Here is a 25,110-nt window from a genome sequence, read left to right as displayed (position 1 = left end):
CGTGACGAGCACGGTCGGCAAATTTAACAGGTAGAATGCAGTATAACACTCGTTGTTACGCGATAGTTACATGATTGTGAAAGAGGGTGCGAACAACCAGTTACTCATTCCAGGTTCGGCCATAGTTTTCTGCCAGCTTGGTCAAAATGGCCTGTTCAAGGTCAATGTCGAGCAGATACGCCAGTTGAAACAGATAATTGGCCACATCGGCCAGCTCACCAGCCAGCGCCTCACGGTTGCGTGGCTCGTCGTGAAACTGGAAATGTTCCAGAATCTCGGCTGCCTCTACGGCCACCGAAATCGCGATGTTGCGCGGTGTTTGCGGGAAGATGCTGTCGGGCGCATACCAGCCTTTATCAGTGACAAACTGATTAATCGCGGCAGTCAATTCGGCAATGCTCATCGGCATTGAGGTAGCTCCTTTCTCTGTCATCGATTTGTTTCATTGTAGAGTAACAATGGTACAATGGCAGCAAGGCAAGACGCTAAGATCGCAGGAGAATGGTGATGCTCACGATCGATCAGATTGCCCACTATTGCGAGCAAGAGATTGCCCGACTGCAACTGGTCGGCGATCGGGAAGAGCTGCGTCGGTTACAACTGGCGCTTGGCGTGCTGATGCGCGCTGCCGAGCAGGCGCGCGATCGCGATACGGCAATGCGCTTTCGCGTGCTGGCGGCGCGCGCAGCGAATGCCCAGGAGATCATTGCGGGAGAGGATTAGGGCCAATGATGGCCTCAGATCAGGGAGCAACGACGTTCCATGAGCCGATTTGCTATTGAACTTGCCGACATCCAGGCGGCGCGACGCGCGCTGCGCAACATCATTTTGCCAACGCCGGTATTGCCCGCTACCCGGCTAAGCGCCGAATTGGGCGGGCCGATCTTCTACAAAGCCGAGAATACCCAACAAAGCGGTTCATTCAAGATTCGCGGCGCTTACAACACAATAGTTCATCTTACCCCCGAAGAACAGGCGCGCGGTGTGATTGCCCCATCAGCCGGCAACCATGCCCAGGGAGTCGCTCAGGCCGCTCAATTGCTCGGCGTGAAGGCGACCATCGTTATGCCCGAACGCGCCCCACTCACCAAGGTGGTGGCAACCCGTCGTCTTGGCGCCGAAGTCATCCTTCACGGCGCGACATTTGACGATGCCGTCGCCTGTGCCCATGCTCTCAAGGAAGAGCGCGGTCTGACCTATGTCCATGCGTTCGATCATCCACGGGTTATCGCCGGTCAGGGCACAATTGGGCTTGAGCTGGTTGAAGCGTTGCCCGATCTCCAGCAACTGGTGGTGCCGATTGGCGGTGGCGGCCTGATCAGCGGAATTGCTCTGGCCGTCAAGACCTTGCTACCCCATGCCCGTATCGTTGGTGTTCAGGCTGCTGGCTGCGCGCCGGTGCCAGCCTCGCTGGCCGCTGGCCATCCATTGACTGTGCCTGCGGCAAATACAATTGCCGATGGTATTGCTGTCAAGCGCCCTGGCGATCTGACCTTGCCGATGATCCAGTCTCTGGTTGATGAGGTGGTCACGGTCGAAGACGAAGAGATCGTGATGGCGATTGCTCACGTGCTGCAACATAGCCGGCTGGTGGTCGAAGGCGCTGGCGCTGCCGGCGTAGCAGCCTTGCTCAGCGGTAAGGTGTCGGTACATCCGCATCAGGTGACGGCAACAGTGCTGTGTGGCGGCAATATTGACGCCAATCTGTTGATGCGAGTGATTGAGTTTGCCCTGGTGCGTCAGGGTCGTTACCTGCTCCTGCGCACGAGTGTCGATGATCGGCCAGGCGGATTGGCAGCACTGGTCAACCACGTCGCCGCCACCGGTGCCAGTGTGATGGATCTCTTCCACCGTCGTGGTATGTGGCGGGTGCCAATCGATCGCGCCGGAGTGGAGCTGATCCTCGAAGTGCGCGATGGAGAGCATGCGCAGGCAGTTATCGAGTCGCTCGAACGGGCCGGATTTCACTGCGAACGCGAGTCAAACTGGCCGATTTAAGCTTCATCGCATCGATGTGAAGATGCACAATAAACCATTATGGTTGTACCTTCGCATCTGGCAGGGATCTCAACTATGGCAACGATCCGGGCAGCCTTTACGCAGCTTCGCCGCCTGCGCGCAGTTGAATTACAGTTACTGGTAACGGTATTGCTCTTTTTCGCTGCCGGTTATCTGCTGGTAGTGGTTGCGACCGGTCAGAGCGAGTTGCAAACTACGTTCAGTGGGCTGGCCGGCATTCTCTGGCCCTCAAGTTTGCCGCTCCTGCTCTTCGTTGCCATCTCGCTCGGTCTCTCGTGGCGTAGCCCCACTGCCGATCAGTTGATTCTGCCCCTGGTTGCGCTACTGGCCGGCCTGAGCCTGATGATGACGGCAAGGCTCGAGCCGGGTCTCAACCAGATTGCCTTTTGCAGCAATGCTGCTGGCGAGCGGTTTCCATGCTACGAAGGTATCGCCGCCAAACAGACATTATGGGTGACGCTGGGCACAACGCTGATGGCCGCCATCCTCTTTACCCCGCTCGACCGCATTTGTATTCGCTTGTTTCGTCTCTCATTCATCGATGTCCTCGATCATTACCGCTACCTCTGGTTATCGCTCGGTCTGCTGCTGATCCTGGCTACCTTTGTGTTTGGCGTCGATCCCAACGCCAGCGGAGTGCGAGTCTGGTTTAACTTCGGTCTGTTCTATTTTCAACCATCAGAACTGCTCAAAATTATCCTGGTCATCTTCATGGCCTCGTACTTAAATGAATACCGCGAGGTCGTGCAATCGAATTACCGGCTCGGCCCACTCAAATTGCCGCCGCTGCCGTATCTTGTGCCCCTGGTCGGAATGTGGGGTATCGCCATGCTCACTATCGTCTTCCAGCGCGATCTGGGCGCGGCGCTCTTACTGTTTGGCGTCTTCCTGTCAATGCTCTACGTCGCCACCGGGCGCGGCCTGTATGTGTTTGTCGGCATTGCTGCCTTTGCCGCTGGCGCATACCTGCTCTACCGCTTTTTGCCTATCGTGGTGCTGCGGGTTTCGGTTTGGCTTGATCCCTGGGCAACAGCTCAGGGATCAGGCTACCAGATCGTGCAGGCTATCTACGCGCTGGCTTCAGGTGGTATCTTTGGGGCCGGTTTAGGTCGGGGGGTGCCGGAATATGTGCCGGCAGTTCATACCGATTTTATCTTCGTGGCAATCGGCGAAGAGATGGGGTTAGCCGGAACGCTGGCGGTGTTGATCGCTTATCTGCTGCTGATCTTCCGCGGTTTTCACGTGTCTCTGGCGATCCCTGGCCGGTTTCGCGGTTTCGAGCAGTTGCTAGGCGTTGGCCTCACATCGATCATTGCTGTGCAATCACTGATCATTCTGGGTGGCAATCTTCGCCTGATTCCGCTCACCGGTATCACCCTCCCCTTCGTCTCTTACGGAGGTTCCTCAATCGTGATCAATTTCCTGATCGTTGGCCTGCTCTTGCGTATCTCGGTCAGTGATCAGCGTTATTAATGCCCGGCGGCATAGCGCGTTGGCTTCGACCGCAATCCCATCAATATCAATCGCCGCAGCCCCAAACATGGAGCTGCGGCGTGGGGAGGGAGGAGACCCGGGAAGAAATCGATTACATGCGCCCGCGTAACATTCCGTTCCAGTACATGGCCGGCAGGCCATACGCCTTCAGCGCGTACATGCTGTAGCGTTCCTGCGATTGATCAAACGGGAAGCTCTCTTTGGGCTGATTGGTGTAGTCAAACTCGGCCAGGATCAGGCTGCCGTAGCCGGTCACCAGCGGGCATGACGTGTAGCCGTCGTAGGTAGCCGGCAGCGTCTCTTTAGCGATAGCCGCCATCAGGTTGGCCACCACCACCGGCGCCTGCTTGCGAATGGCTGCGCCCGTCTTCGAAGTCGGCAGGCTAGAGCAATCGCCGAGGCTAAAGACGTTCGGATAACGCTTGTGTTGCAGCGTGTACTGATCGACATCCACCCAGCCGCCAGTATTGGCCAGCGTGCTGCTCTTGATCACATCCGGCGCGCTCTGCGGCGGTGAAACGTGCAGCATATCGAAGTTAACTGTCACTGTCTCGCGAGTAGCAAGATTCAGGAAAACCGCTTCACGCGCTTCACCACGCACTTCGATCAGGTCATGCTGGAAGTGAACATTGATTCCCTTGCGCGCCACGACCCGGTTGAGCGCATCGGCATACTTCTTTACCGCGAAGATCGCCGCGCCGGCGTGATAGAAATTGAGCTGGCTCTGCTGGCGCACACCCGACCGGCGGAAATAGTCATCGGCCAGGTAGACGATCTTCTGCGGCGCGCCACCACACTTGATTGGAGTGCTGGGGTGGGTGAAGACGGCATTGCCGCCGCGGAAAGTGCGAATATTCTGCCAGGTGTATTCAACCGTATCGTAAGAATAGTTCGAGCAAACGCCGTTTCTACCGAGCGTTTCCGGCAAGCCTTTAATTTTGCCCCAGTCGATCTGGATACCGAGCGCTACAACCAGAAAGTCGTAGGTAATCGTCTCGCCATTGCTCAGGGTCAGACTGTTGTTGTCGGGATCGAACGCCTTCACCTTCTCCTTCAGCCAGGTTACCCCCGGCGGGATGTAATCGGCTTCCGGGCGAGCCGACTGCTCGCGTGGAAAGACACCCGCCCCAACCAGCGTCCACAGAGGCTGATAATAGTGGACGGTCGAAGGCTCAATCAGGGCAATCTCTGGCGGATTCGGCTGTTCCATGAGCTGGGCGGCGACGGTCAAACCTGCGGTGCCGCCACCGGCGATGACAACCTGATAGTGGCTCTTAGCCATAGATCTTTTTCCTCTCTAGTAGCGGCATATCAGCCGCAATCTGATCTATTGCCCGCAACAAGCAACTGCCAATCCTGGCATTATCCCGGCAACTTCTGCCCGAACCGTTCGGCAAAATTGAGCGCAAATCCAAGCGAGCGCTGCACATCGCGATTGAAGAGCGCGCCCAGCAGTGACATCGGCCCGGCCCGGCGCGGCTCGCGCTGGGCGCTGACCAGCGCATGCGCTGCCGCTCCCATCACCTGCAACGTCTTCGGGTCGAGCACACCCGAACTCATCAGCGCCTTCACTTCTTCCGACTGCATCAACGTCAAGAGATTGCGGAGCGCGAGCAGGCCCTGACGAACTGTCCCTTCGAGATCGACGCCTTGCTTACTGATCGCTGCATACAGCTCATCGATCATATCGACTGTCATGGCCGCAAAACCGGGTGCCTGTCGGGCCAGTTGCTCTAGCGTGACCAGTTGTTCACTCAACCCGGCCAGCGCGCGCAGCGTTGCCGGATCGGTCAGCCGCTCGAGCGCATGCAAGCCAACTTTCAATCGCTCATCAATATCGACGCCAGCGTTGGCCGCATCGCGGTACAATCCATCGACCGTATCGGTCGCCATGGCCAAGAGCGCTGGCGCTTCATCGGCCAGCGTATTCACCTTCATCAGGTGCTGCTCAAGTCGATCCATCCGCTCCATCATCTGGTTCAGCAGCTTGGCAATGTGACCGGCATCGAGTGAATGGACCTCGGCGGGCATACCATCATTGGTTTGCGTGTATGTCATGGCTCTTCCTACCTGTTGCCCGATGGCCGTTCGGGCAAGACCATTGCTCACAGGTTATCGTATTGCCCACACGGCAGTGATGGCCACTCCTGCCGTGTGGGCAGTAAACCGGAAATTAAACGGCGACAGCCGACACCAGTTCGCGCCACGTACCCTGTGGATCAACCAGAGTGGCGACATTGGTGAAACCTAGGCGGCGTAGCACGCTCGTGCCGACCTGCGAGCGATAGCCGGTGGCGCAGTGGGCAATGATCGGTGTATCGCGCGGAATTTGATCGAGCCGGCGTGGCAGGTAGCCAACCGGAATGTGCAGCGCTCCCGGCAGATGGATCTCTTCATACTCGGTCAAGTTGCGCATATCGAGAATGACAGCCGAGTGATTGACCAGCGCAGCGCTTAGATCCTTCACCGTTGCCGTCGGCAACTGAGCCAGATTGTTACCCAGGGCCGAAGCCGGCAGGTAACCCGGAATATCATCGACTCCGATCGCGCGCAAATCTTTGAGGATTTCATTCAGATCGGCATCATCCGGCACGACGAGATAGGTTGGCTTTGTGTAATCGACAAACCAGCCAACGTAAGTGCTGTACATCGCCCGGATGGGAACGCTGATACTTCCTGGCACGTGTCCGGCGACGAACTCAGCGGCGCTACGCAGGTCGAACACCAATGCTCCTTCAGCCATCGCCTGATCAAGCACAGGCCGCTCGATCTCTACCGGAGTGGGCAAATCATGCAGCAGCGCCGGCCCAACCTTATTCACATGCTTCATGCGGGCGAAATAGCGCGGCGGCTCTGGCTGCCCATGCAGTAACCAGCGCACAAACGCATCTTCATCATCGAACTGAAAGGCAGGGTTGAAGCGCTTCTCATATCCGAGTGTGCTCGACGGAATCGCTCCCAATGCTTTGCCACAAGCGCTACCCGAGCCGTGCGCTGGCCAGACTTGCAGGTAGTCAGGCAGAGCCTTAATCCGTTGCACCGACTGGAACTGCCGGCGCGCGCCCGGCTCTTTAGTTCCGGCAATGCCCGCCGCCTCCTCCAGCAAATCGGGCCGGCCAACATCGCCAACGAAAAGGAAGTCGCCAGTGAAAATGCCCATCGGTTGGTCGGCGCCAGCGGTGTCGGTGATCATGAAAGCAATGTGTTCAGGGGTGTGACCGGGGGTTGCAATCACCTGCACCTTGATGTTGCCCACCATCCAGGTGTCGCCATCCTTGACCAGGATCGCTTTGCCTACCTCGGGATACGCATACTTCCAGTTCTCATCACCCATGTCGCTCAGATACATCTGCGCGCCAGTGCGAGCGGCCAGCTCGCGCACGCCACTCACAAAGTCGGCGTGGATGTGCGTCTCAGTGACGTGGGTAATTCGCAGCTTCTCTTTAGCGGCGACGCGCAGATACGGCTCAACGTCGCGCATCGGATCGATCACCATCGCTTCGCCAGTCTTGGCGCAACCGATCAGATAGGATGCCTGCGCCAGCATCTCATCGTAAAAGTACTTCAGCAACATTGCTTACATTCCCTTCTTCTGCTTTCATTGCCTGTCAGGGTCTACTTCCCGTGTGCAGCGTTGGCGCCAGCCGCTTGACTAGAGTGTTGGTATTGTTTGTACGAATGATAACAAAAAATCCCTCTTGGCAGAAGCCGGAACTTGCTTATACTATCTCTTAGTGAAGACTTATACCTCTGATAAGGGTCGGTTATTACAATATGGAATAGATGGCCTGTTCGCGGGGTAAGCTGGTGGTTTTTGCGTGTTGATGACGCCGTGGAATGGCGCTTCCGCGTCGCGAGATATGCGCCTGGGCGTCAGGAGAGCAACGATGCTCGATCTGTACAAGCTCGATATCTTCACTCGGGTGGTTGCGGCAGGCAGCCTTAGCAAAGCTGCTGAGCAGTTGCACATGACTCAATCAGGCGTAAGCCAGCATATTCGCGCGTTAGAAGAGTCGTTGGGTACCGAGCTGTTTGTGCGGGGCCGACGCGGCGTCGAACTGACTCCTGCCGGGCAGCGCTTGCTGGCATACTGCGAGGGTATCTTTCGCCTCGTCGCGGAAGCGGAGCTGGCCGTGACCGATGTGGCCGGTCTGCGGGCCGGTCAGTTGCTGATCGGGGTTACACCCGGCGTTAGCGCTTATCTTTTGCCCGAATGGGTACAGATGTTTGGCCAGCGGTACCCGAATCTCGCCGTCAGCGTGCAGACCGGCACTACGCCGGCGATTGTCAACGAGTTGCGCAGCGGCGCTCTTGATCTAGGTGCAATTGAAGGAGAGCTAGAAAGCACTGCCTCTGATATTCAGCAACAACCGTTGCGTGAGTTCGACCAGTATGTCATCGTTGGTCGCCGTCATCCATGGTGGGGCAGGGATGAGGTTGCATTAAGCGAGCTGGCCGGCCAGCCAATGGTTATGCGTCAATCGAATAGTCAGACCCGCTCGTGGCTCGATCAGGCATTGCGCGAACAATCGTTGACTCCGCGCGTCATTGCCGAGCTTGATAATCTTGAGTCGATCAAACGGATGGTGATGATCGGAACCGGTCTGACCATTTTGCCCTTGTATACCATCTCTGCCGAACAAGAGGTAGGGGCGCTGCATCCGATTGCTATTAAGGGCCGCCTGTTGCGGCGCACGCTACGCTTGCTCTGGCGCGCAGCGCGACCGTTGTCGCCGGTTGCGTATGCGTTTCGCCAGTTACTGACCGCTCATTATGGCCGTTAGTGCGATTTGGTCGCCAGTCGTTGTTGCAACTGGCGCGCGAGACGATCCTCTAGCGCCGGCGGCAGTGGCAGCGGCTCATCGTCGAGATGGTGGAGCAGATCCACCGTCTGTTGCAACGACAGCAGCAATTCCTGACATTCCGGACAGGCGCGCAAGTGCGCTTCTAGCTCGGCGCAAGAATCTGCATTCAGCTCGCCATCAAGATACTCGTTCAGGCGATCAATGAGGTCAAGACAGTGATGATGCGCATGCGATTCCATGAGATTCCTCAGCCGCGCCAGGGTCAGGCGCTGTTATCCCTTTGGGATGTGGTCTCGCTGACAGTTTCGAGATACCGTGCCAACGCTTCGCGTAACCGCAAACGAGCGCGGTGGAGGCGCACCTTGACCGCGCCAGCGCTGATACCCAGCCGCTCGGCTGTCTCTTCGGTGCTCAATTGTTCAATATCGCGCAAGACCACCACTTCCCGCAATCCATCGGGCAATTCGGCAATTGCGCGGGCAATTTCGCGCCGCAATTCCCCTTCGAGAACGCTCCGCGCCGGATCAAGCGCCCATGGAATGTTGAAATGAAGATCTGTTTCGTCCGGCGTCAGCTCACCGGCGGCATCCAGGCCAACCTGTGGTCGCTTTTGCCGCAAGAGCATCAATCCTTCATTTGAAGCAATCCGGTAGAGCCAGCTCTTCAGGCTACCGGCTCCGGTATATTCAGACAGCGCGGCGCACGCTTTGATAAATGTGGTCTGCAATACATTTTCGGCGTCGTCTGCATCGCCGAGCAAACGCAGCGCCCGCGCATAGACTAAAGGCGCAAAGCGTTTCACGAAGCAGGTGCAGGCGTCAGGGTCACCGCGACGCAACCCGTCAAGCAACGCTTGCTCGTCATCGTACAGCGAAAGGTCGATAATTGGTCCCGGCACAGTGTTCCTCCATCGCAGCCATGCTGGTACTGTTTAGTATAACATACCTGCGATGGCGGGCTGGATCTGCGTGGCGCGCTGCCGCTATCAGACAACCGGCAAGAGTTGCTCAAGCCATTGACTATCACGCCGCAGCGACAATTGCCTCACGCAGCTTGTTGACCATCATCCCTTCCGGCACTGCCCCTTCGATATGCACCAGATCGTCAATCACTGTCTTTGGCACACCCATTACTGCATAGCGATCACCGAGTTCGGGAAATTCGGTCACTTCAATCCCCTCAGCGGTGATATACGGGTTGGCAAGAGCCAGCCGGTACGCCATAACGACGGCTCGCGGGCAATAGGGGCAGGTTGGAGTCACAAACACCTGCAAGTGCATCGGCGCCTTGATCGTCTCGAGCAACGCCAGCGTTGCCGGTTGCAAATCGGGTTGCGCGGCGCCGCCAGCCAGCCGGATCGCCTCGATCAACGAAGCAAATTCGTAGCCGCTGGGCAAACCGGCAAAGCGCAACCCGTGATTTTGTCGCTCTTCACCGATCAAGAAGACGATTCCGGGCGCTTTGTCAACTCCCAGTTCTGCGGCGTATGCGCCATCGCTCTCCAGATCGTACACGTTCAGACGCAACAGCGGGTTAAGCGCCACCACCTCCTGGAGCAGTTCATGGGTAACTTCACTGTATTCACCGCTCTCTGCCGAGGTAAATAACACGATCTCGACCGGGCGCTGCAATCCAGCGAAGGCTTCCGTTACCGCTTTGCGATCTTTTTCCTGCATCAAGGCCATAGTTGGCTTCCTTTCTCGTGGCAACGTTTGTTATTGCTACCAATACGATGCAACTGGCGCGAAGCTGGTTACACCGCGCGATCCCCTTGCTTCAAACCCGCCCTTCGCGTATCATCCATACACCCAATCCGACGCCGAGCAAGACCAGACCGCCAGCCAGCATGCTATTCAGCGTATAGCCGGCAGTGGCCGTTATCCATGGCCCGGCCAGCGAACCGAGAATACGTCCACCACCGATGCACGCCGTCATCATCGCCAGGATCGCGCCGCGTCCCCTGGCGCTGAGACCGCTGAAGAGGGGAAAGGCTGAGACAATCGCAAACTCGAAACACAGATCAAAAGCCAGCAGCACTGCGAGAAAGACCGGCCACGAACCGCTCAAGGGCAAGAGTAACAGCCAGATCCCTACCAGCGCAAAACCAGCTAATACCGCGCGCCGTTTGCCGATCCGATCGGTGAAGAGGGTAGCAGTCAGTGAACCGATCAGTTCAACCAATCCCAAAAGAGCAAAGACCAGACCTAATTGGGTGGTGGTCGCCCCGAATACGCTGCTCAGCCAACCGGCGTAGCTCACGAAAATCAGCTCAACTGCGGCCAGTTGTATCAAGATAAACCCTAGCGCGGCCACGACTGTTGGTTGGCGCAACACTGCCATGGTGTTGGCTGCGGATGTCGATGATCCAGCCGGGTGCGATGGAGCGAGTGCGGGAGGATCAACAGGCAGTATAGCATACAATCCAATCATAGATGCGCCGGCAAGCGCCAGGCTGCCAAATACAGCGCCGATTCCAAATCGCTCAGCGATCGCCGTTGCCAGCGGCACGCCGATCAGCGCTGACAATGCCCAGCTCAATTCCAGTGCGCCAAGCATTCTGGCCCGACGTTCGTATCGGCTACGCGCGCTTACATAGCTCTGCAATGCCGGCATCCCCAGCGCAATTGCCAGCCCGATCACGGCATAGCCGATCATAAAGGGAATGAAGGCGTTGCTGAACGCGCAGATGGTGGCGCCGAGCGTGAAAATAGCACTGCTCCAGATGAGCGTTACACGATCGCCGAACCGGTCGCTGAGCGCGCCACCGAGTGGACTGAGTAACGATGCTGCCACCTGCACTGTGATCAACAGACTGGCAGCGCTGAGATCGATAGTGAAACCGGCGGCAAGAAACGCCAGCAATGGGTAGACAATCCGGAAGGCGAGACTCATCAGCCAGCGGCCCCAGATGAGCGCAACGATTTGTGACCAGGTGAGTTCGCGCAGGCCGGTTGCAGTCAGTGAGGTCATGCACTACTACCTTTCCGGCTGGCGTTGACAGCCACGCCAGCCCGGACTATCATTTTGCTTATTGTCACTCGCAAATGTAAACTTCGTGGCCTGTAGATTATGCAACGTCAATATCACTCATGGCACAGCCCTGCCCTTAATCGAACGATGGAACTGCTCATATTCGGCCATGCCGGCGCGCCGGTACTCGTTTTCCCCACTTCACACGGTCGGTTTTATGAATACGAGGATCGGGGGATGGTCGCCGCATTGGGGCATCACCTAGAGCAAGGCTGGATCCAGCTCATCTGTGTCGATAGCGTTAACAGCGAGAGCTGGTACAACTACACTGCCGACACAGATGCCCGGATCTGGCGTGAAGAACAGTACGAACACTATCTACTGACCGAGGTGTTGCCATTGATACGTCATCTCAATTCCAATCCATTTCTGATTGCGACCGGGTGCTCGTTTGGAGCCAGTGAAGCGGTGATCTTCACTCTGCGTCATCCTGGTCTGGTGCGGCGCGTGATCGGGTTGTCGGGATTGTACGATCTCAAGCGGTTCTTTACTAACTACACGCAAGGGGTCTACTTTCACAATCCGGTTGACTTCGTGCCAAATCTCAACGATCCCTGGACGATCGATCGTCTGCGAGAAACCGATATTATCCTGGTTACCGGGCGCGACGATCCAGCGGCGTGGTCGAACGAATTGCTCTCCAGTCAGCTCTGGGCGAAAGGAATCGGCAACGCTCTACGGATTTGGGACGGCTGGTGCCATGATTGGCCCTACTGGCAGCGCATGATCGTGCAATATATTGGCGGTCACGATTGAGTCAACGACCGACCGCCAGATGGCCGAGACAGGCGTGAACCGGCGCCTGTTTCGCTGTTTTAATGCTCGCTAGCGTCAAAAAAGCCGGTACCTTCGGACTATTCTACCACCGGCCCTGTCGTCATATACTGATAACCAGAGCAAATGTCTTGAGTAGGAGCGCGCGCCATGAAGGTAAAACAGGGACAATCAATGGTTGAGATGGCTCTCCTGCTGCCGTTTATGCTGATCGTATTGTTCGGCATCATCGAGTTTGGCTACATCATCTTTGCCTACTCGATGGTCTCGCAGGCAGCCCGTAACGGCGCTGAAGCAGCCGCTCAATTGCCGCCTCATGAAACCTGGCTGCAATTGCGCAACAATCCTCCCGCTAACTATCCCGGTTTTACTGCCGATGCGTGTGTGCGCGGGATTATGGAAGCGATTCGCTCTGACATTGTGCTGTTTGATGGTTCAGCAAATGAAGGACGGCGCATCGAGGATTATGTCACTATTCGTTACCCAGGGGGTGGGGGTACCCGCAACCTCAGCGATCGCGGGCCGATTGAAATAGAGATCAACTATCCAATCCGGGGGATCACGCCGCTCTTCGATTTGATCGGTCTTGATGATAACAACTTCACGTTGCGCGTCATTCAGCGCCGCTCGATTGAAAACCTTGGCGTTGACCCAAACAATCCACGCGGCGTGGCTTGCGCCCGCGATGTCGCCGACTGGCAGAACATGCAGACCGGCCAGTGAAAGCATGAAAGAGGAGATGACAGATGAAGCGTCGTCGCAAAACTGTTGGACAAGCCCTGGTTGAGTTTGCTTTGACTGCCACCATCATCTTTCTGTTGCTGTCCGCGGCGGTTGATCTTGGCCTGATCTTTTTTACCCTGCAGGCGCTGCGAGCCGCGGCTCAGGAAGGAGCGACATATGGCAGCTATCCGGTAGTTGTGACCAATAGCAGTGGACAGGTGACAGAGGTTCGACTCAATTACGAAGAGATTTACAGACGAATCCGAACGGCTGGCGGTACCCAGCCGGTTGGGGTCGCTAATCTCATGGATTTAAATAATGATGGTGTCAATGACCAGCTACAATTGTCTCTTATTTTTGATAAAAACAATCCAACAAATCCGAATGGTTTTGTGATTATTGAAAATCCCAAAGGATCCAATCCGGCCAATTTGAGTGGCACGTGCGCGACGACTACGCCGCGTGTTGATATGCGCAACGCTGGTCAGAACTGCTGGATCAGAGTGACCATTCGCTATCGCTATCGGCTGTTCTTTCCATTTGCGCCGGTGCTCGGAAGAGAGATCATTTTGCGCGTGACTCACACAATGCCTATCCGGAGTCAGTTTGTTGGTTAGCGAGGAATGAGGGTTCGCTATCTGCTGGTCATCATCGAAGCATCAACCCGATCAAGAAAGCGGAGGAAAACTATGTCGAAGCGTCGCAACATTAATCACAACCCGCCACGACGAGCGCGGGGTCAAAGCATCCCTTTGCTGGCCCTGATGATCGTTGTGTTGATGGGGATGGTGGCTTTATCGGTAGACGTGGGTCGCACCTTTTCTGAGGAGCGACGGGCTGTCGCCGCTGCCAACGCCGCGTCACTCGCGGCGATGAACACATACCTTCGCCGTCCGGCTGGCACGACGAACACGGTCATTTATAATGCGATTGTCAACTCGCTGCGCTCTAACGGCATCGATGTCGAGAACGATCCAAATATCGAACTGGAAGCGTTCTACCTCAATGCCCGCGGCGAACCGCTTGAGGGCGGCGCTCGCATTACTCGCGACGGCACGGTAGCTCCCGATAACGCGGCGTACATCCAGGTCAACCTTGAAGGCATGGTTGACACTACCTTTGCCCGCGTTGTCAATCAGAATCAACTGCCGATTGCGGCTACCGCTTATGCCGGCACTTGCCCGCCCACTGATGGCGTGTTTCCGATTGGCGTTAACAACGACTACATCAGCGGCAACGAATTTCGCAATCCGGGTGACGCCGATAACGATGGTCAGCCAGATAATAACTGGCAACGTCTTACTACCGGAACTTACAGGGGTTATACCAAAATGCGCCTCTATCCGGCTGATGGCGCAACGCCAGGCGGCTTTGGCTGGCTGCGCTGGCTCGATGGTCGCGGCGCGAGCGGCGCCAACGCCAACAGCAATCAGGAACTGGCGATGTCGCTCACCGGCACCGGAACGCTCTCCCGCGGTTTCATGGAGGTGACCCCCTGGCCGGCCAGCCATCTGCCTCAGCCGTCAAATTATCCTGAACGGCCCGGCGAGTTGAATATCGGCGACTGGATCTACGGGAGCACCGGTTATAACAACAGCACCGATGTGCGCGGCGCGCTCGATGCGCATATTGCCAACGGCACCCGCATGGTGTTGCCTATCTACGACGTGGCAGTCGGACAGGGATCTAATGCCGCCTATCGCGTCGTTCGCTTCGGTCTCTTCGTGCTGACCGAATATGGCCGCGAGCGAAATCGCAACTACATGGATTTCATCTTCCTCGGCGAACCTGACCGGCAGGGTACCGCTTGCTCGGCCACTCCGCCACCACCCGAAAATACCAGCGTGGTGCGCCTGACCGGTAGTGTCGAGCTGTGGCCGGAATATCAGGTTAATGTGGGCGAGCGGTTGCCGGTGCAATACGTGGTTGTGTTGGATGTTACCGGTTCAATGAACGCTGACTTCCTTGGGCGGGGTCGGGTGAATGGGGTGGCGCGCCAATGCCTGCCAGGTCCGAATGGAGAGCCTGTCGATCGTGATAGAAGCGGCAAGCAGATCTGCAATGGCTCTCCCCAATATGCCTGGACACCGCTCGAAGAGCGTCGAATCTATGTTGCGAAAGAGGCGACGAAACTGCTCGTTGATCAGACCAATATGCCCGGCAATGAAGGGTATGACAGCGCCCGGCCATCGGATCAGATGAAGATCGTCTGGTTTATCCACGATATGCCGCAAGGGTACCAGTATCCAAGTCTGAACACCGGTTTCAGCAGCGATCCGGTGGAGTTGAAGCGGGTTATTCACGCCGCTGGCGCTCACAATGTAAGAGCTACGAACGACGCTGGTCGCGCTCCCAGGACTTGGGGAAGCAATGACTTCTTCACCAATGGCGATCCGTACCTGACCTGGGGCGGAACGAACGCAGCCGGCGCGCTTTATCGGGTTCGCGAGATACTCGATCGCGCCCCAACAAAGATAGTTCACAATGGCCGTGAGTGGTCGTATCGACGAGTAGTCATCTTTGTTACCGACGGGTTGCCGAACTACTTCATCGACACGAGCAATAGTACTCTGAATGGTGGTCAGAGCAATAGTAACACGTACCCGCAAGGTCACTGGTGTCGCGCTTTGGAGGGAGCGGTACTGGACACTGCGGAATGCCAGACCACTGAGGTGGGTGGCCTCTACACGTCAGGCAACAAGACCTTTGATCGCCCGCTCACGCAAATGATCCAGCAGGCGCAGGCCATCAAATCACGCCAGGATGTGCAAACCGACATCTATGTGCTGACGATTTCCTCGGTGCCTACAGTTGGCTTGCGGGATGGAGTTGCTTCAACGCCGCGTCACTTCTATATTGCCGAGACGCTACAACGCGGACCTGATGGCTTGAACAACGTTGACCGGATCATGCTGGCAATTAACGAGCAGGTCGAGCGTGGGCCGTGTATCAACGGCAGCGATGGCGAGTGGCGCGCCACTATTCCTGGCGATCACTTCCAGTCCGTTGGCGGCCTGCGCTACCCGAATGTCGGCGAGGTGATCCTGGAGGATGTGACGACCGGTAGCATTTATCGAGCGCCGATCGTGGCCGGCACTGATGGTCGGGTGCGCTATACCTTTGAGGAGATTCCGCGCGGCACGTATCGGATGCAGGCCTATCTCTTCTACCGGCATCCGCTCGATCCGCCGACGGCAGGCCCACGGATGTACAGCCAGATCTTCAATGGTAGCTCGACCCAGTCTGATATGATTGTGACGCTTGAGCCGTCTGGTCAGGGAGTTGGATTTATCTCCACAATCGAGCAGAATCTGCGCATACGCCTCGATGGCAATGTGTGCAGTGTGAACTGATCGCAATACGACGGCATGCAGGCGCTATACCGCCCGTATAGCACCGGTTTTTGTCAGCGATACCACTTGCGCTGCCCTATATCGCCGCCAGGGAGGTTATGGTAATGATGTCATTGCTACAGCTTCGTCGCTATCGTCCTCTGACTCTACTCGTCATCGGCGGGTTATCGCTCTGGCTTATCCTGTCTGCCTGGCCGCCTTCGTCAGCGCGCGCTCTTGAAGATGAGACCGGGTTTACGGAGTATATCTACAATACCCAGTCTGATTTTGCGCGCGGTGTCTTTCAGCGCACAGTGGTTGCGGCCTCCCCCGCTTCGCCGACCAATCCCGATCAGATTGGCTCGGTTGAACTGGCGCCGGTAGGAGCGCTAAACCGAAACCAGTGGCGCGCAACCGCTGACCTGCCGCAACCGCTGAGCGATGCTGCGCTGGTGGCGCTCGACCGCTACCTGTTTGTCGTCGGTGGCGCGACCAGTCCGAATGCTAACGAAGAGAACCGTTCGCGTTTTGTCTATCGGGCCGAGGTTGTCCAGGATTCAGGTTCCCTGGTCTCGAATGAAACACCATATCCAAATGGCAATGCCTTCTTTCAAGCTTTCGAGATACCAGGAATTGATCCTGGACCTGATTGTGATCTGTTGCTCAACGCTCGTTCGCGAGCCGGGGCAGTGGCAGTGCCGGATAGCGGTGGTTCAAACCTTGGGTATATCTTTGTTGTAGGTGGGAGCGTCTACGATCAGAATTGTCAGACTTACGACTTTTCACTCAACGTTGTGCAACGGGCAACGGTCAATAGCAGCGGCCTGATTACCGCCTGGAGTGCGCCTGATAACTGGCGATTTCCAACTCTTGATGATAATGGTAACATCATCACCAATCCAAATTCGCCCGATCTGCGAGGCGTTCAGAACGTTCAGATTGCCTATGTGCGCACCAACGCCGGCAAGGATTTTATCTACGTTATCGGTGGGTTAAGTATTGCGCCTGGTCAGTTCTTACAAGAAGACCTCTACCCCTTCGTCTTTTACACTCAGGTTGCCGCAAACGGGAATCTGGTGAATCCAGACAATCCGACCAATCCCAATCCGCCTACAGTCTGGAAACGCCTGAACGATTTGCCATTTGGGCTGCATTCAGGCACAGCTATCGCTACGCGGGCAACCCGGGTCGAAAGTGGCGTGCCGGTGCAGAAAGACGCTATTTTCCTGTTAGGCGGCTGCACTGCCATCAATTGCTCGACTCTCAATACGGCAGTGTGGCGGGCAGATGTCAACCCCGATACGGGCGCATTGACCTGGACGAACCAGGTTGCCAAGACGAGCGGTGGGGGAGCGCAGTCGATCAGTATTCAGGGTCGGCAGGGAGTCACCGGCTTGAGCTTCAACAACCGACTCTACTACGTGACCGGTTCCACATCCACCGGATCGCCGGGAGCCAGTGGCGCAACGGCTACAATTCCGGTGTCGATCCACGATGATTCGTTTTTGCTGGAGGACTTGACCGAAAGCAACACCTATTTTGTCGGCACTGACGAAACGAACGACTACGTGTTGCCGCAACCAAACCGACGCCTCAATGCTTCCGTGGCATTGGTGCCGGCTGTGCCGCCGGCAGGCAGCACAAGCTCTGTCAACGCGGCCTGGATCTTCGTTGCAGGTGGTTCTAATGAGAGTAATCAGCCCCAATCGACAATTTTTGTCGGTGGTGTGGGTGGGGCTAACGAAACGACCAGCGCAGTCCGCGCGCCGGAAGGATGGTATTACTCGCAGCCATTTAGCGTGTTAACCGAAGGTGAGACTTCCCGTCTGCTGGCGTTGAAGTGGTTGACCAGTATTGAGCGTCCGGCCACCAATCCCGATGCTGATATTGAAGTTCAGTTCCGGGCAGTGGTGACGAGTGGCACCTGTCGCGAAAGCGATTTCAACCCTTCAACCGCCTCGACCAATCCCTCGCGCTGGCGTATCCTCGATGGCGATCCAGGTTCGGCATTGCGATCAATCAATGGCGAGAACACTGTGCGCTTGATTACGGCCTTTCCCGATGAGGAAATTCAGGCTACCTGTATGCAATTTCGGGCTCGCTTGATTCAAGATCCTGGCAATCGCACCATCTCGCCGAAACTGTACTACTTCGCCGTTGAGAAGGTGGTGGCGGCGCGCCCCGATATTTTGATCGATACCTTCAATGTGCAGACGGTGAACGGTCAGTTTAGCAATATTGTCCTGACTCTGCGCAATCTGCGCAACAATAGCCTCGCAGCAACGCGCAGTGTTGTGGCGGCGACTGGCGACGGTGGTTTCTTTGTCGATTTGTGCATCGCTCGCCGAAGCAACCCGTCAACGCCGGCGTTGACGGCAGTGCCGCCGCCTGATCCAAATGCCTCAAATACTGCATTGCCGGAATGCGCAACAGTTTCAGCCCAGGTGCCTAAGAGCGCAATGGGAGCTGGCGCGACATATACTGTGAGTCTTAGCGATTGGCTGGATGCGCAAACGACCGGCCCTGCAAACTGGAGTCAAATCTTTGCCGAGCCGGGAATATATGACATCGGTATTGTGGTTGACTATACCACCTTTACCGGTGAAGATGCCCAGGGGCGCAGCAATAACCGCGGCGAAAACATTTCGCCACCCAATGGGATTATTCGGACAATCGAGATTTTGCCGCCATCGTCAGGCATTAATGTCTATGTCCCGGTGATTTATCGCTGACCGACTTTACCTTGCGACTTACCCTCTAGAGGAAGGGAGAGACGTTGCATTGCAACGTCTCTCCCTTTTCGCGAAAGAGATCACAGATTACGTAGAGCGCCTATCGGCTATCGGCTATCGGCTATCGGCTATCGGCTATCGGCTATCGGCTATCGGCTATCGGCTATCGGCTATCGGCTATCGCCTCTATGGTATGATACCTGGGAGTTGTGTCAGCAAGATCCGCACTTGCCACTCCTACCGTAAAGCCAGCAGAGGTGAAGATAGATGCAACCACTAGATCAGGCGAAAGTCGATATCGATTTTGGATTCTTGCTAGACTGTTTTCGGTCGGTGTTGCGAAAGGTGGCAACTGAGGAAGTGGCAGCAGTGCTGCCGTGGGGATCAACGACCAGCCAGGAAACCAGCGTGCCAACCCGCGCGTTGGCGCAGGCGCTGGTGATCGCGTTCCAATTGTTGAACATTGCCGAAGAGAACGCCGCAGTTCAGCAGCGCCGTATTGCAGATCGTGACCCCGATTTGCCACCCGAGTCGGGGCGTTGGCGTGATACCTTGATCAAACTGCAACAGGCCGGTTGGACTGCGGAAGAGATCGCGACAGCACTGCCGGACATCCGGGTTGAGCCGGTCTTGACTGCGCATCCGACTGAAGCGAAACGAGCAACCGTTCTCGAACACTATCGTGAGCTGTACTTGTTGCTGGTTCGGCGCGAGAGTCAACGCTGGTCACCGGCAGAGCAGGCTGAGATCGAAGCCGAGATTGTGACACTGCTCGAACGTTTGTGGCGCACCGGTGACATTTTTCTCAGCAAACCAGATGTGCCCTCGGAAGTGCGGAATGTTCTGCACTACCTGGTTAACGTCTTTCCTGATGTATTGCCGGTGCTCGATAATCAGTTACGCTACGCCTGGCAGGCAAACGGGTTTGATCTGGCGCTACTTTCCGAACACTGGCCGCGACTCAGTTTCGGTTCGTGGGTGGGGGGTGATCGCGATGGTCATCCGCTGGTCACCGCCGACATTACTGCCCAGACCCTCCAGGAATTGCGCTTGCAAGCGTTGCGCCTGATCCGTCGCCGGCTTCGACTGGCCGCCCGTCATCTAAGCATCTCCGATCGGCTGACACCGACGCCGGAGGGATTGACCACGCTTATTCAACGACTGGCTGACGGGTTGGGTGAACGCGGCGCGCGGGCAATTGCCCGCAATCCCAACGAGCCCTGGCGACAGGCGCTCAATCTGATGCTGGCCCGACTGCCAATTGATGACGCTCCGGCAGAGGCCGCGCGGCTTGTAGATGAGCCTGGCCGTTATCGTCAGGCCGATGAGCTGTTGCGTGATTTGCGCGAGTTTGCCGGTTATCTCCGCGCAATCGGCGCTGAACGACTAGTCGATGCCGAGGTCCGACCGCTGATCCAGTTGGTGCAGACTTTTGGGTTTCACCTGGCCACGCTCGACATTCGCCAGAACAGCCAGTTCCACGATCGCGCGCTGGCGCAGTTGTTAATGGCTGCCGGCTTGCCTGCCGATGATCTGTTCAGTCCCGATCCGGCAAAACGACTGGCGTTGCTCGAACGCGAAGTCGCCTCGCCACGTCCCTTTGCTCATCCCGACACACCACTTGGCCCGGAAGCGACAGCAGTCGTCAGTTGTTATCGGGTATTGGTGGCCCACATTGCGCGCCACGGGCTGGCCGGGCTTGGCCCGCTCATCATCAGTATGACCCGCGATGTTACTGATGTCCTGGTTGTGTATTTGCTGGCCCGTGAAGCGGGGCTGGCTTATGCTACTCCTGAAGGATTGGTGTGTCGTTTGCCGGTTGTGCCTCTGTTTGAGACAATTGACGATCTCGAACATAGTCCCCAGATTTTAGCCGACATCCTCGATCATCCGGTAACGCAACGCAGTCTGCGTGCCCAGGCCAACGGTGGCGAACTGGTGCAGCAGGTCATGATCGGCTATAGCGATAGTAACAAAGATGGTGGCATTCTGGCCAGTCAGTGGGCGCTCTACCGGGCGCAGCGCGCGATGACAGAGGTGGGGCGCGAGCGCGGGGTGCGCATTCGCTTCTTCCATGGTCGCGGGGGGACGATCAGTCGCGGCGCCGGGCCAACCAATCGCTTCATCGCGATGTTACCGCCGGGCACGTTGAATGGCGATTTGCGGCTGACTGAACAGGGTGAAGTGATCGCGCAAAAGTATGCTAATCGGTTGACCGCAGCTTACAATCTAGAGTTGCTGCTGGCCGGCACGACCGTCCATACGTTGCGGCAACGGCGTCAAGCGGTTGAGCAACATCCGCTCGAGCCGGTAATGGACTGGTTGGCGCGACAGGCGCAGGCTGCCTATCGCGATCTGATCGAACGCGATGGCTTCCTGACCTTCTTCCGGCAGGCTACGCCGATTGATGTCATCGAGCAGAGTCGCATTGGCTCCCGGCCCGCCCGGCGCACCGGTCAGGCCACGCTGGCCGATCTGCGGGCAATTCCCTGGGTCTTTAGCTGGAATCAGGCTCGCTTCTATTTACCCGGCTGGTATGGAGTTGGTTACGCTCTGAGCGCTTTACAGCAGACCGATCCCGCAGCCTGGGAACAAGTGCGCGCCGAGCAGTGGAACTGGCCATTGTTGCGTTATCTGCTGGCTAATGTGAGCACCAGTATTCAAACGGCGCACCGCGAAACGATGCATGCCTATGCCGGACTGGTCGAAGATGAGGCGCTGCGGCAGCAGTTCCTTGAGCTGATCGACGCCGAGTTTGCGCGTACCGAAGCGGCATTGAGCGCCATCTTCGGCATGCCGATTGCCCAACGTCGGCCCCAGATTGCGGCCACACTGGCCCGGCGGCAGATCGGACTGGCGCCGCTGCATCAGCGCCAGATTGCGCTCTTACGCCAATGGCGAGCGCAGCGGGCCGCTCATGATCCGGCTGCTGAAGAGACCCTGACCGATCTGCTCTTGCTGGTGAATGCAATTGCAGCCGGTTTGCGCACAACAGGGTGAGAGCCGCATTCACCATCGCGTTGCCCGGCCTGGCCGGAACTGAGGTGAATGAGGAGTTGCCTTTACAGAAGCTGCTCAATCCTCTTCACCTTGCCCAAAAACCAGACGACCGGCAGGCGTTCGCTTGCCGGTGAGTCGGTTGATCAACACTGGCAGGTAGGGCAAGATGATCGCTACCAGAGTGGCAAGCAGGAGACTCAGCGCAATGGGACGGGTGACGAAGACGCTGAGATCGCCTTGACTGATAGCCAGTGCCCGCCGAAAGTGCGCTTCGGCCAGTGGCATCAGGATCAGGCCGAGGATGGCCGGCCCGATCGGTATGCGAAACCGTCGCATAAAGAAACCGATGACGCCGATGCCGTACATCAAGAGGACATCGATAAAGCTGTTGGACATACTGTAGACGCCAAGCGTGCCGAACACGAGGATGCCACTGTAGAGCAGCGAGCGCGGGATGGTAAGAATCTTGATCCAGATGCGGATGAGCGGCAGATTCAAGATCAAGAGCATAACATTGCCAACGTACAGACTGGCAATCAGCGTCCACACCAAATCCGGCGCTTTTTGAAACAGGAGCGGTCCGGGTTGGAGATTGTAGATTTGGAAAGCGGCGAGCAAAATCGCTGCGGTTGCCGAGGTTGGTAATCCGAGGGTCAGGAGGGGCACCAAAACGCCGGAAAAAGCGGCATTGTTGGCCGCTTCTGGCCCGGCTACACCCTCGATAGCGCCACGCCCCCATTCATCGGGATGTTTTGAGAGTCGCTTCTCCAGGGTGTAGCTGAGAAAGGTCGGGATTTCTGCGCCACCGGCGGGCAAGGCGCCAAGAGGAAATCCGATCAAGGCGCCACGCAACCATGCCGGCCACGAGCGTCGCCACTCCTCGCGGTTCATTCCGATTCGAGAACGAACGGCGAGCACCTCTTCCCGGCGCTGGCGGAATTGTGAGGCCACGAAGAGCGCTTCACCAACTGCAAACAGACCGACGGCAACGACGACCACATCGATCCCGTCGAGCAACTCAACCACGCCGAATGTGTATCGCACTTGCCCCGAAAGCACGTCGATTCCGATCAGGCCGAAGAAGAGACCGATGAAGAGGCTGATCATCCCGCGCAAGAGCGATGAACCGACCAGTGCGGTCACACTCACAAAGGCTAACACTGTCAGCGCGAAATAGTCGGCGGGTTGGAAGAGTAGCGCAGCTCTGGCCAGCCACGGCGCGGTAAAGGTGAGCAAAAGGGTAGAGAGTGTTCCAGCAACGAACGATCCGATGGCTGCGGTAGCCAGGGCAGCGCCGGCCCGGCCTGAAGTCGCCATCGCGAATCCTTCCAGGGTTGTTGCCACTGATGCCGACTCACCCGGCGTGTTGAGCAGGATCGAGGTGGTAGAACCGCCGTACATACCGCCATAGTAGATGCCGGCGAACATGATCAATGCGCCGGTCGGGTCGAAGTTGTACGTCAGTGGCAGCAAGAGGGCGACGGTGAGCGCCGGCCCGATTCCGGGCAGAACACCGACGGCTGTGCCGATAGTGACGCCGATAGCGGCTAACAGCAGGTACTGCGGGGTGAGCGCATGACTGAAGCCGATCAATAATTGCTGGAATACTTCCACGACGATATTCCTATAACAGACCGCTCAACAGACCAGCGGGGAGGCGAACACCGAGGAGGCGGGTAAAGAAAAGATAGACAGCGATGCCAATTGCAAAACCGATCAGAACGTCGCGGCGGAGGCGTCGGCTTCCCAGCACACGACTGTTCAGCGCGAAAAAGATAGTTGTCGCAAGCACATAGCCGAGTGATTCTAACAGGGCAGCATACACGACCAGCAATGCCAGTACAGTAGCGGTCATCAGCCAATCGATCATGCGTTCTTCAGCGACCACCTCGTCGATCAAGGTCTGATCGGGAAACATGGTAAGGCGAAGAAATAGCAGACCACCCAGAATCAGAAACCCAATCCCGACCAGTGTTGGGAAGAATCGCGGTCCAATGATCGTATATCCGAGATTTTCGCCGATTTGTGAGGTTTGGGTGAGGATAACCCCACCCAAACCGATCACGGCTAACGCTGTGAGCCTCAGCCAGAGAAGTGCCCGAGTTTCCGCGTTCATTGGATCAATCCGAGATCACGCAACACCGCCTCAATGCGAGTAATCTCATTATTGAGGAAGGCGCTGAATTCATCGCCTGCTCGGAAGTAGTCGGTCCAGCCATTTTTCGCCAGCGCATCCTGCCATTCTTTGCTGGCATGCATTTTCTCAAGCGCGGCAATAACCGCAGCGCGCTGTTCAGCAGTCAGATCAGGCGCTCCGAAGACGGCGCGCCAGTTCATCAAGGCGACATCAATGCCGGCCTCTTTGAGGGTTGGCGCATTTACCCCTTCAATCGGTTGTTCACTCGAAACGGCCAGCATCCGCATCGTGCCGGCGGCGACCTGTTCGGCGAACTCAGACACTCCCGATACGCCTGCCGTCACTGCGCCGGAGAGGATCGCTGCCGTTGCTTCACCGCCGCCAGAATAGGCAATGTAATTGATCTGCGCCGGTGAAACGCCAACCGCTTTGGCGATCAAGCCGACCAAAATGTGATCGGTGCCGCCAGCCGAACCGCCTCCCCAGCTTATGGCTGTCGGGTTGGCCTTGAAGTCTTCGATCAGCTCCTGCATGGTCTGATATTTCGAATCGGCAGGCACGACAATAGCTTCGGCTTCGGCTGTGAGCAGGGCGAGGGGCGTGACCTGCGACAGATTGACCGGCGCTTTGTTGGTCTGAATGGCTCCAACCATTACCAGGCCACCGACCATGAGTTCATGCGGCTTGCCCTTCGCTTCATTCACAAATTGAGCCAGACCAATCGTGCCACCGGCGCCACTGACGTTGTAGACCTGGACAGTCTGATTGGTGGTTGCTGCCAGAGCAGTCTGCATTGCGCGAGCTGTGCTATCCCAACCGCCACCGGGTGAAGCCGGGGCCATGATGTTGATCGGCTGTGTTGGGTATTCAACAGTGGTCGAGGTTGTCGCACTCTGAATTCCCACATGCGCTGAGTGCCATGACAAACAGCAGAACAAGCGAGAATACTTGCCTCATTGCGGTTCCTTTCCTTCTCGGGTGCTGGAACTGTTCCGGTGCTTTTTGGGAATGTTACTGCGGATTATAATAAAAGTTGTTATCAGGCGTCAAGCACTGATGTTTCA

General features: G+C 56.9%; 21 protein-coding genes. 10 read left to right on the top strand and 11 right to left on the bottom strand.

Annotated features, from left to right (window positions below):
- Positions 1-100 precede the first annotated feature (100 nt).
- Complete coding sequence (locus Q0650_RS12165) at positions 101-409, bottom strand: nucleotide pyrophosphohydrolase (RefSeq protein ID WP_298819326.1); 309 nt, start codon at positions 407-409, stop codon at positions 101-103.
- A 98-nt stretch (positions 410-507) separates the two neighbouring features.
- On the opposite strand from Q0650_RS12165, the gene Q0650_RS12160 reads away from it, so the two are divergent.
- The 3 genes from Q0650_RS12160 (at position 508) to Q0650_RS12150 (ending at position 3,492) form a co-directional block, all read left to right on the top strand.
- Entirely contained in the window at positions 508-723 is a 216-nt protein-coding gene (locus Q0650_RS12160) for a hypothetical protein (RefSeq protein WP_298819325.1), read from the top strand.
- Positions 724-762: 39 nt separating this feature from the next.
- Positions 763-1,998 (top strand): threonine ammonia-lyase, encoded by a 1,236-nt coding sequence (ilvA, locus tag Q0650_RS12155; protein ID WP_298819323.1) that lies wholly within the window; start codon positions 763-765, stop codon positions 1,996-1,998.
- Between the two features lie 75 nt (positions 1,999-2,073).
- Positions 2,074-3,492: an FtsW/RodA/SpoVE family cell cycle protein gene (locus Q0650_RS12150; protein ID WP_298819321.1), complete on the top strand. Its 1,419-nt coding sequence runs from the start codon at positions 2,074-2,076 to the stop codon at positions 3,490-3,492.
- A gap of 112 nt (positions 3,493-3,604) precedes the next feature.
- Here the strand turns inward: Q0650_RS12150 and Q0650_RS12145 are convergent, their stop codons facing one another.
- From Q0650_RS12145 to Q0650_RS12135, 3 genes are all read right to left on the bottom strand, one after another.
- A complete protein-coding gene (locus Q0650_RS12145; RefSeq protein WP_298819319.1) occupies positions 3,605-4,795 on the bottom strand; it encodes an FAD/NAD(P)-binding oxidoreductase in 1,191 nt (396 codons plus the stop codon).
- A gap of 80 nt (positions 4,796-4,875) precedes the next feature.
- On the bottom strand, positions 4,876-5,571 hold the full coding sequence (locus tag Q0650_RS12140) for a DUF1641 domain-containing protein (protein ID WP_298819318.1): 696 nt from the start codon (positions 5,569-5,571) through the stop codon (positions 4,876-4,878).
- 115 nt (positions 5,572-5,686) lie between these two features.
- The gene (locus Q0650_RS12135; protein WP_298819316.1) at positions 5,687-7,087 is read right to left on the bottom strand and encodes a rhodanese-like domain-containing protein; all 1,401 of its coding nucleotides are present in this window, start codon (positions 7,085-7,087) and stop codon (positions 5,687-5,689) included.
- Positions 7,088-7,400: 313 nt separating this feature from the next.
- On the opposite strand from Q0650_RS12135, the gene Q0650_RS12130 reads away from it, so the two are divergent.
- On the top strand, positions 7,401-8,297 hold the full coding sequence (locus Q0650_RS12130; RefSeq protein WP_298819314.1) for a LysR family transcriptional regulator: 897 nt from the start codon (positions 7,401-7,403) through the stop codon (positions 8,295-8,297).
- Here Q0650_RS12130 and Q0650_RS12125 read toward each other — a convergent pair.
- The 4 genes from Q0650_RS12125 to Q0650_RS12110 form a co-directional block, all read right to left on the bottom strand.
- Entirely contained in the window at positions 8,294-8,557 is a 264-nt protein-coding gene (locus Q0650_RS12125) for an anti-sigma factor (RefSeq protein ID WP_298819312.1), read from the bottom strand. The genes Q0650_RS12130 and Q0650_RS12125 overlap by 4 nt on opposite strands.
- Positions 8,558-8,580: 23 nt before the next feature.
- Positions 8,581-9,216 carry an RNA polymerase sigma factor gene (locus Q0650_RS12120; RefSeq protein WP_298819311.1) on the bottom strand — a complete coding sequence of 212 codons (636 nt, stop codon included), beginning with the start codon at positions 9,214-9,216 and terminating at the stop codon, positions 8,581-8,583.
- A 124-nt stretch (positions 9,217-9,340) separates the two neighbouring features.
- The gene (locus Q0650_RS12115; RefSeq protein WP_298819310.1) at positions 9,341-10,003 is read right to left on the bottom strand and encodes a protein disulfide oxidoreductase; all 663 of its coding nucleotides are present in this window, start codon (positions 10,001-10,003) and stop codon (positions 9,341-9,343) included.
- A 91-nt stretch (positions 10,004-10,094) separates the two neighbouring features.
- On the bottom strand, positions 10,095-11,288 hold the full coding sequence (locus Q0650_RS12110; protein WP_298819308.1) for an MFS transporter: 1,194 nt from the start codon (positions 11,286-11,288) through the stop codon (positions 10,095-10,097).
- 99 nt (positions 11,289-11,387) lie between these two features.
- Here Q0650_RS12110 and Q0650_RS12105 point away from each other — a divergent pair, with 99 nt between their 5' ends.
- The 6 genes from Q0650_RS12105 (at position 11,388) to Q0650_RS12080 (ending at position 21,909) form a co-directional block, all read left to right on the top strand.
- The gene (locus tag Q0650_RS12105; protein ID WP_367280818.1) at positions 11,388-12,104 is read left to right on the top strand and encodes an esterase family protein; all 717 of its coding nucleotides are present in this window, start codon (positions 11,388-11,390) and stop codon (positions 12,102-12,104) included.
- A 168-nt stretch (positions 12,105-12,272) separates the two neighbouring features.
- Complete coding sequence (locus Q0650_RS12100; protein ID WP_298819306.1) at positions 12,273-12,845, top strand: TadE family protein; 573 nt, start codon at positions 12,273-12,275, stop codon at positions 12,843-12,845.
- Positions 12,846-12,868: 23 nt separating this feature from the next.
- Positions 12,869-13,462, top strand: a complete 594-nt coding sequence (locus tag Q0650_RS12095) for a TadE/TadG family type IV pilus assembly protein (protein WP_298819304.1) — start codon at positions 12,869-12,871, stop codon at positions 13,460-13,462.
- A 72-nt stretch (positions 13,463-13,534) separates the two neighbouring features.
- Positions 13,535-16,198, top strand: coding sequence for a Tad domain-containing protein (locus Q0650_RS12090; RefSeq protein WP_298819302.1), 2,664 nt, complete (start codon positions 13,535-13,537; stop codon positions 16,196-16,198).
- Between the two features lie 104 nt (positions 16,199-16,302).
- Positions 16,303-18,909 (top strand): hypothetical protein, encoded by a 2,607-nt coding sequence (locus Q0650_RS12085; RefSeq protein WP_298819300.1) that lies wholly within the window; start codon positions 16,303-16,305, stop codon positions 18,907-18,909.
- 267 nt (positions 18,910-19,176) lie between these two features.
- A complete protein-coding gene (locus Q0650_RS12080) occupies positions 19,177-21,909 on the top strand; it encodes a phosphoenolpyruvate carboxylase (protein ID WP_298819298.1) in 2,733 nt (910 codons plus the stop codon).
- A 75-nt stretch (positions 21,910-21,984) separates the two neighbouring features.
- On the opposite strand, the gene Q0650_RS12075 is transcribed toward Q0650_RS12080, so the two are convergent.
- Genes Q0650_RS12075 through Q0650_RS12065 form a run of 3 tightly spaced genes read right to left on the bottom strand, consistent with a single transcriptional unit; the run spans position 21,985 to position 24,951 of the window.
- Complete coding sequence (locus tag Q0650_RS12075) at positions 21,985-23,523, bottom strand: tripartite tricarboxylate transporter permease (protein ID WP_298819296.1); 1,539 nt, start codon at positions 23,521-23,523, stop codon at positions 21,985-21,987.
- Positions 23,524-23,533: 10 nt separating this feature from the next.
- Positions 23,534-24,025 (bottom strand): tripartite tricarboxylate transporter TctB family protein, encoded by a 492-nt coding sequence (locus Q0650_RS12070; RefSeq protein ID WP_298819295.1) that lies wholly within the window; start codon positions 24,023-24,025, stop codon positions 23,534-23,536.
- Positions 24,022-24,951, bottom strand: a complete 930-nt coding sequence (locus tag Q0650_RS12065) for a Bug family tripartite tricarboxylate transporter substrate binding protein (protein WP_367280817.1) — start codon at positions 24,949-24,951, stop codon at positions 24,022-24,024. The genes Q0650_RS12070 and Q0650_RS12065 overlap by 4 nt, the downstream gene beginning before the upstream one ends.
- Positions 24,952-25,110: the final 159 nt, after the last annotated feature.

The organism is uncultured Chloroflexus sp. (genome assembly GCF_937129525.1).
GTDB lineage: Bacteria > Chloroflexota > Chloroflexia > Chloroflexales > Chloroflexaceae > Chloroflexus.
The sequence above is the reverse complement of the archived record's forward strand: the minus strand, read 5'-3'. Positions and strand labels throughout refer to the sequence as shown.

What these genes read in the sequence shown, in the direction of transcription:
- Q0650_RS12165 (WP_298819326.1), bottom strand. Translation starts at nt 409, where the DNA reads ATGCCGATGAGCATTGCCGAATTGACTGCCGCGATTAATCAGTTTGTC.
- Q0650_RS12125 (WP_298819312.1), bottom strand. Translation starts at nt 8,557, where the DNA reads ATGGAATCGCATGCGCATCATCACTGTCTTGACCTCATTGATCGCCTG.
- Q0650_RS12080 (WP_298819298.1), top strand. Translation starts at nt 19,177, where the DNA reads ATGCAACCACTAGATCAGGCGAAAGTCGATATCGATTTTGGATTCTTG.
- Q0650_RS12130 (WP_298819314.1), top strand. Translation starts at nt 7,401, where the DNA reads ATGCTCGATCTGTACAAGCTCGATATCTTCACTCGGGTGGTTGCGGCA.
- Q0650_RS12110 (WP_298819308.1), bottom strand. Translation starts at nt 11,288, where the DNA reads ATGACCTCACTGACTGCAACCGGCCTGCGCGAACTCACCTGGTCACAA.
- Q0650_RS12085 (WP_298819300.1), top strand. Translation starts at nt 16,303, where the DNA reads ATGATGTCATTGCTACAGCTTCGTCGCTATCGTCCTCTGACTCTACTC.
- Q0650_RS12145 (WP_298819319.1), bottom strand. Translation starts at nt 4,795, where the DNA reads ATGGCTAAGAGCCACTATCAGGTTGTCATCGCCGGTGGCGGCACCGCA.
- Q0650_RS12095 (WP_298819304.1), top strand. Translation starts at nt 12,869, where the DNA reads ATGAAGCGTCGTCGCAAAACTGTTGGACAAGCCCTGGTTGAGTTTGCT.
- Q0650_RS12135 (WP_298819316.1), bottom strand. Translation starts at nt 7,087, where the DNA reads ATGTTGCTGAAGTACTTTTACGATGAGATGCTGGCGCAGGCATCCTAT.
- Q0650_RS12070 (WP_298819295.1), bottom strand. Translation starts at nt 24,025, where the DNA reads ATGAACGCGGAAACTCGGGCACTTCTCTGGCTGAGGCTCACAGCGTTA.
- Q0650_RS12150 (WP_298819321.1), top strand. Translation starts at nt 2,074, where the DNA reads ATGGCAACGATCCGGGCAGCCTTTACGCAGCTTCGCCGCCTGCGCGCA.
- Q0650_RS12115 (WP_298819310.1), bottom strand. Translation starts at nt 10,003, where the DNA reads ATGGCCTTGATGCAGGAAAAAGATCGCAAAGCGGTAACGGAAGCCTTC.
- ilvA (WP_298819323.1), top strand. Translation starts at nt 763, where the DNA reads ATGAGCCGATTTGCTATTGAACTTGCCGACATCCAGGCGGCGCGACGC.
- Q0650_RS12105 (WP_367280818.1), top strand. Translation starts at nt 11,388, where the DNA reads ATGCAACGTCAATATCACTCATGGCACAGCCCTGCCCTTAATCGAACG.
- Q0650_RS12090 (WP_298819302.1), top strand. Translation starts at nt 13,535, where the DNA reads ATGTCGAAGCGTCGCAACATTAATCACAACCCGCCACGACGAGCGCGG.
- Q0650_RS12140 (WP_298819318.1), bottom strand. Translation starts at nt 5,571, where the DNA reads ATGACATACACGCAAACCAATGATGGTATGCCCGCCGAGGTCCATTCA.
- Q0650_RS12100 (WP_298819306.1), top strand. Translation starts at nt 12,273, where the DNA reads ATGAAGGTAAAACAGGGACAATCAATGGTTGAGATGGCTCTCCTGCTG.
- Q0650_RS12160 (WP_298819325.1), top strand. Translation starts at nt 508, where the DNA reads ATGCTCACGATCGATCAGATTGCCCACTATTGCGAGCAAGAGATTGCC.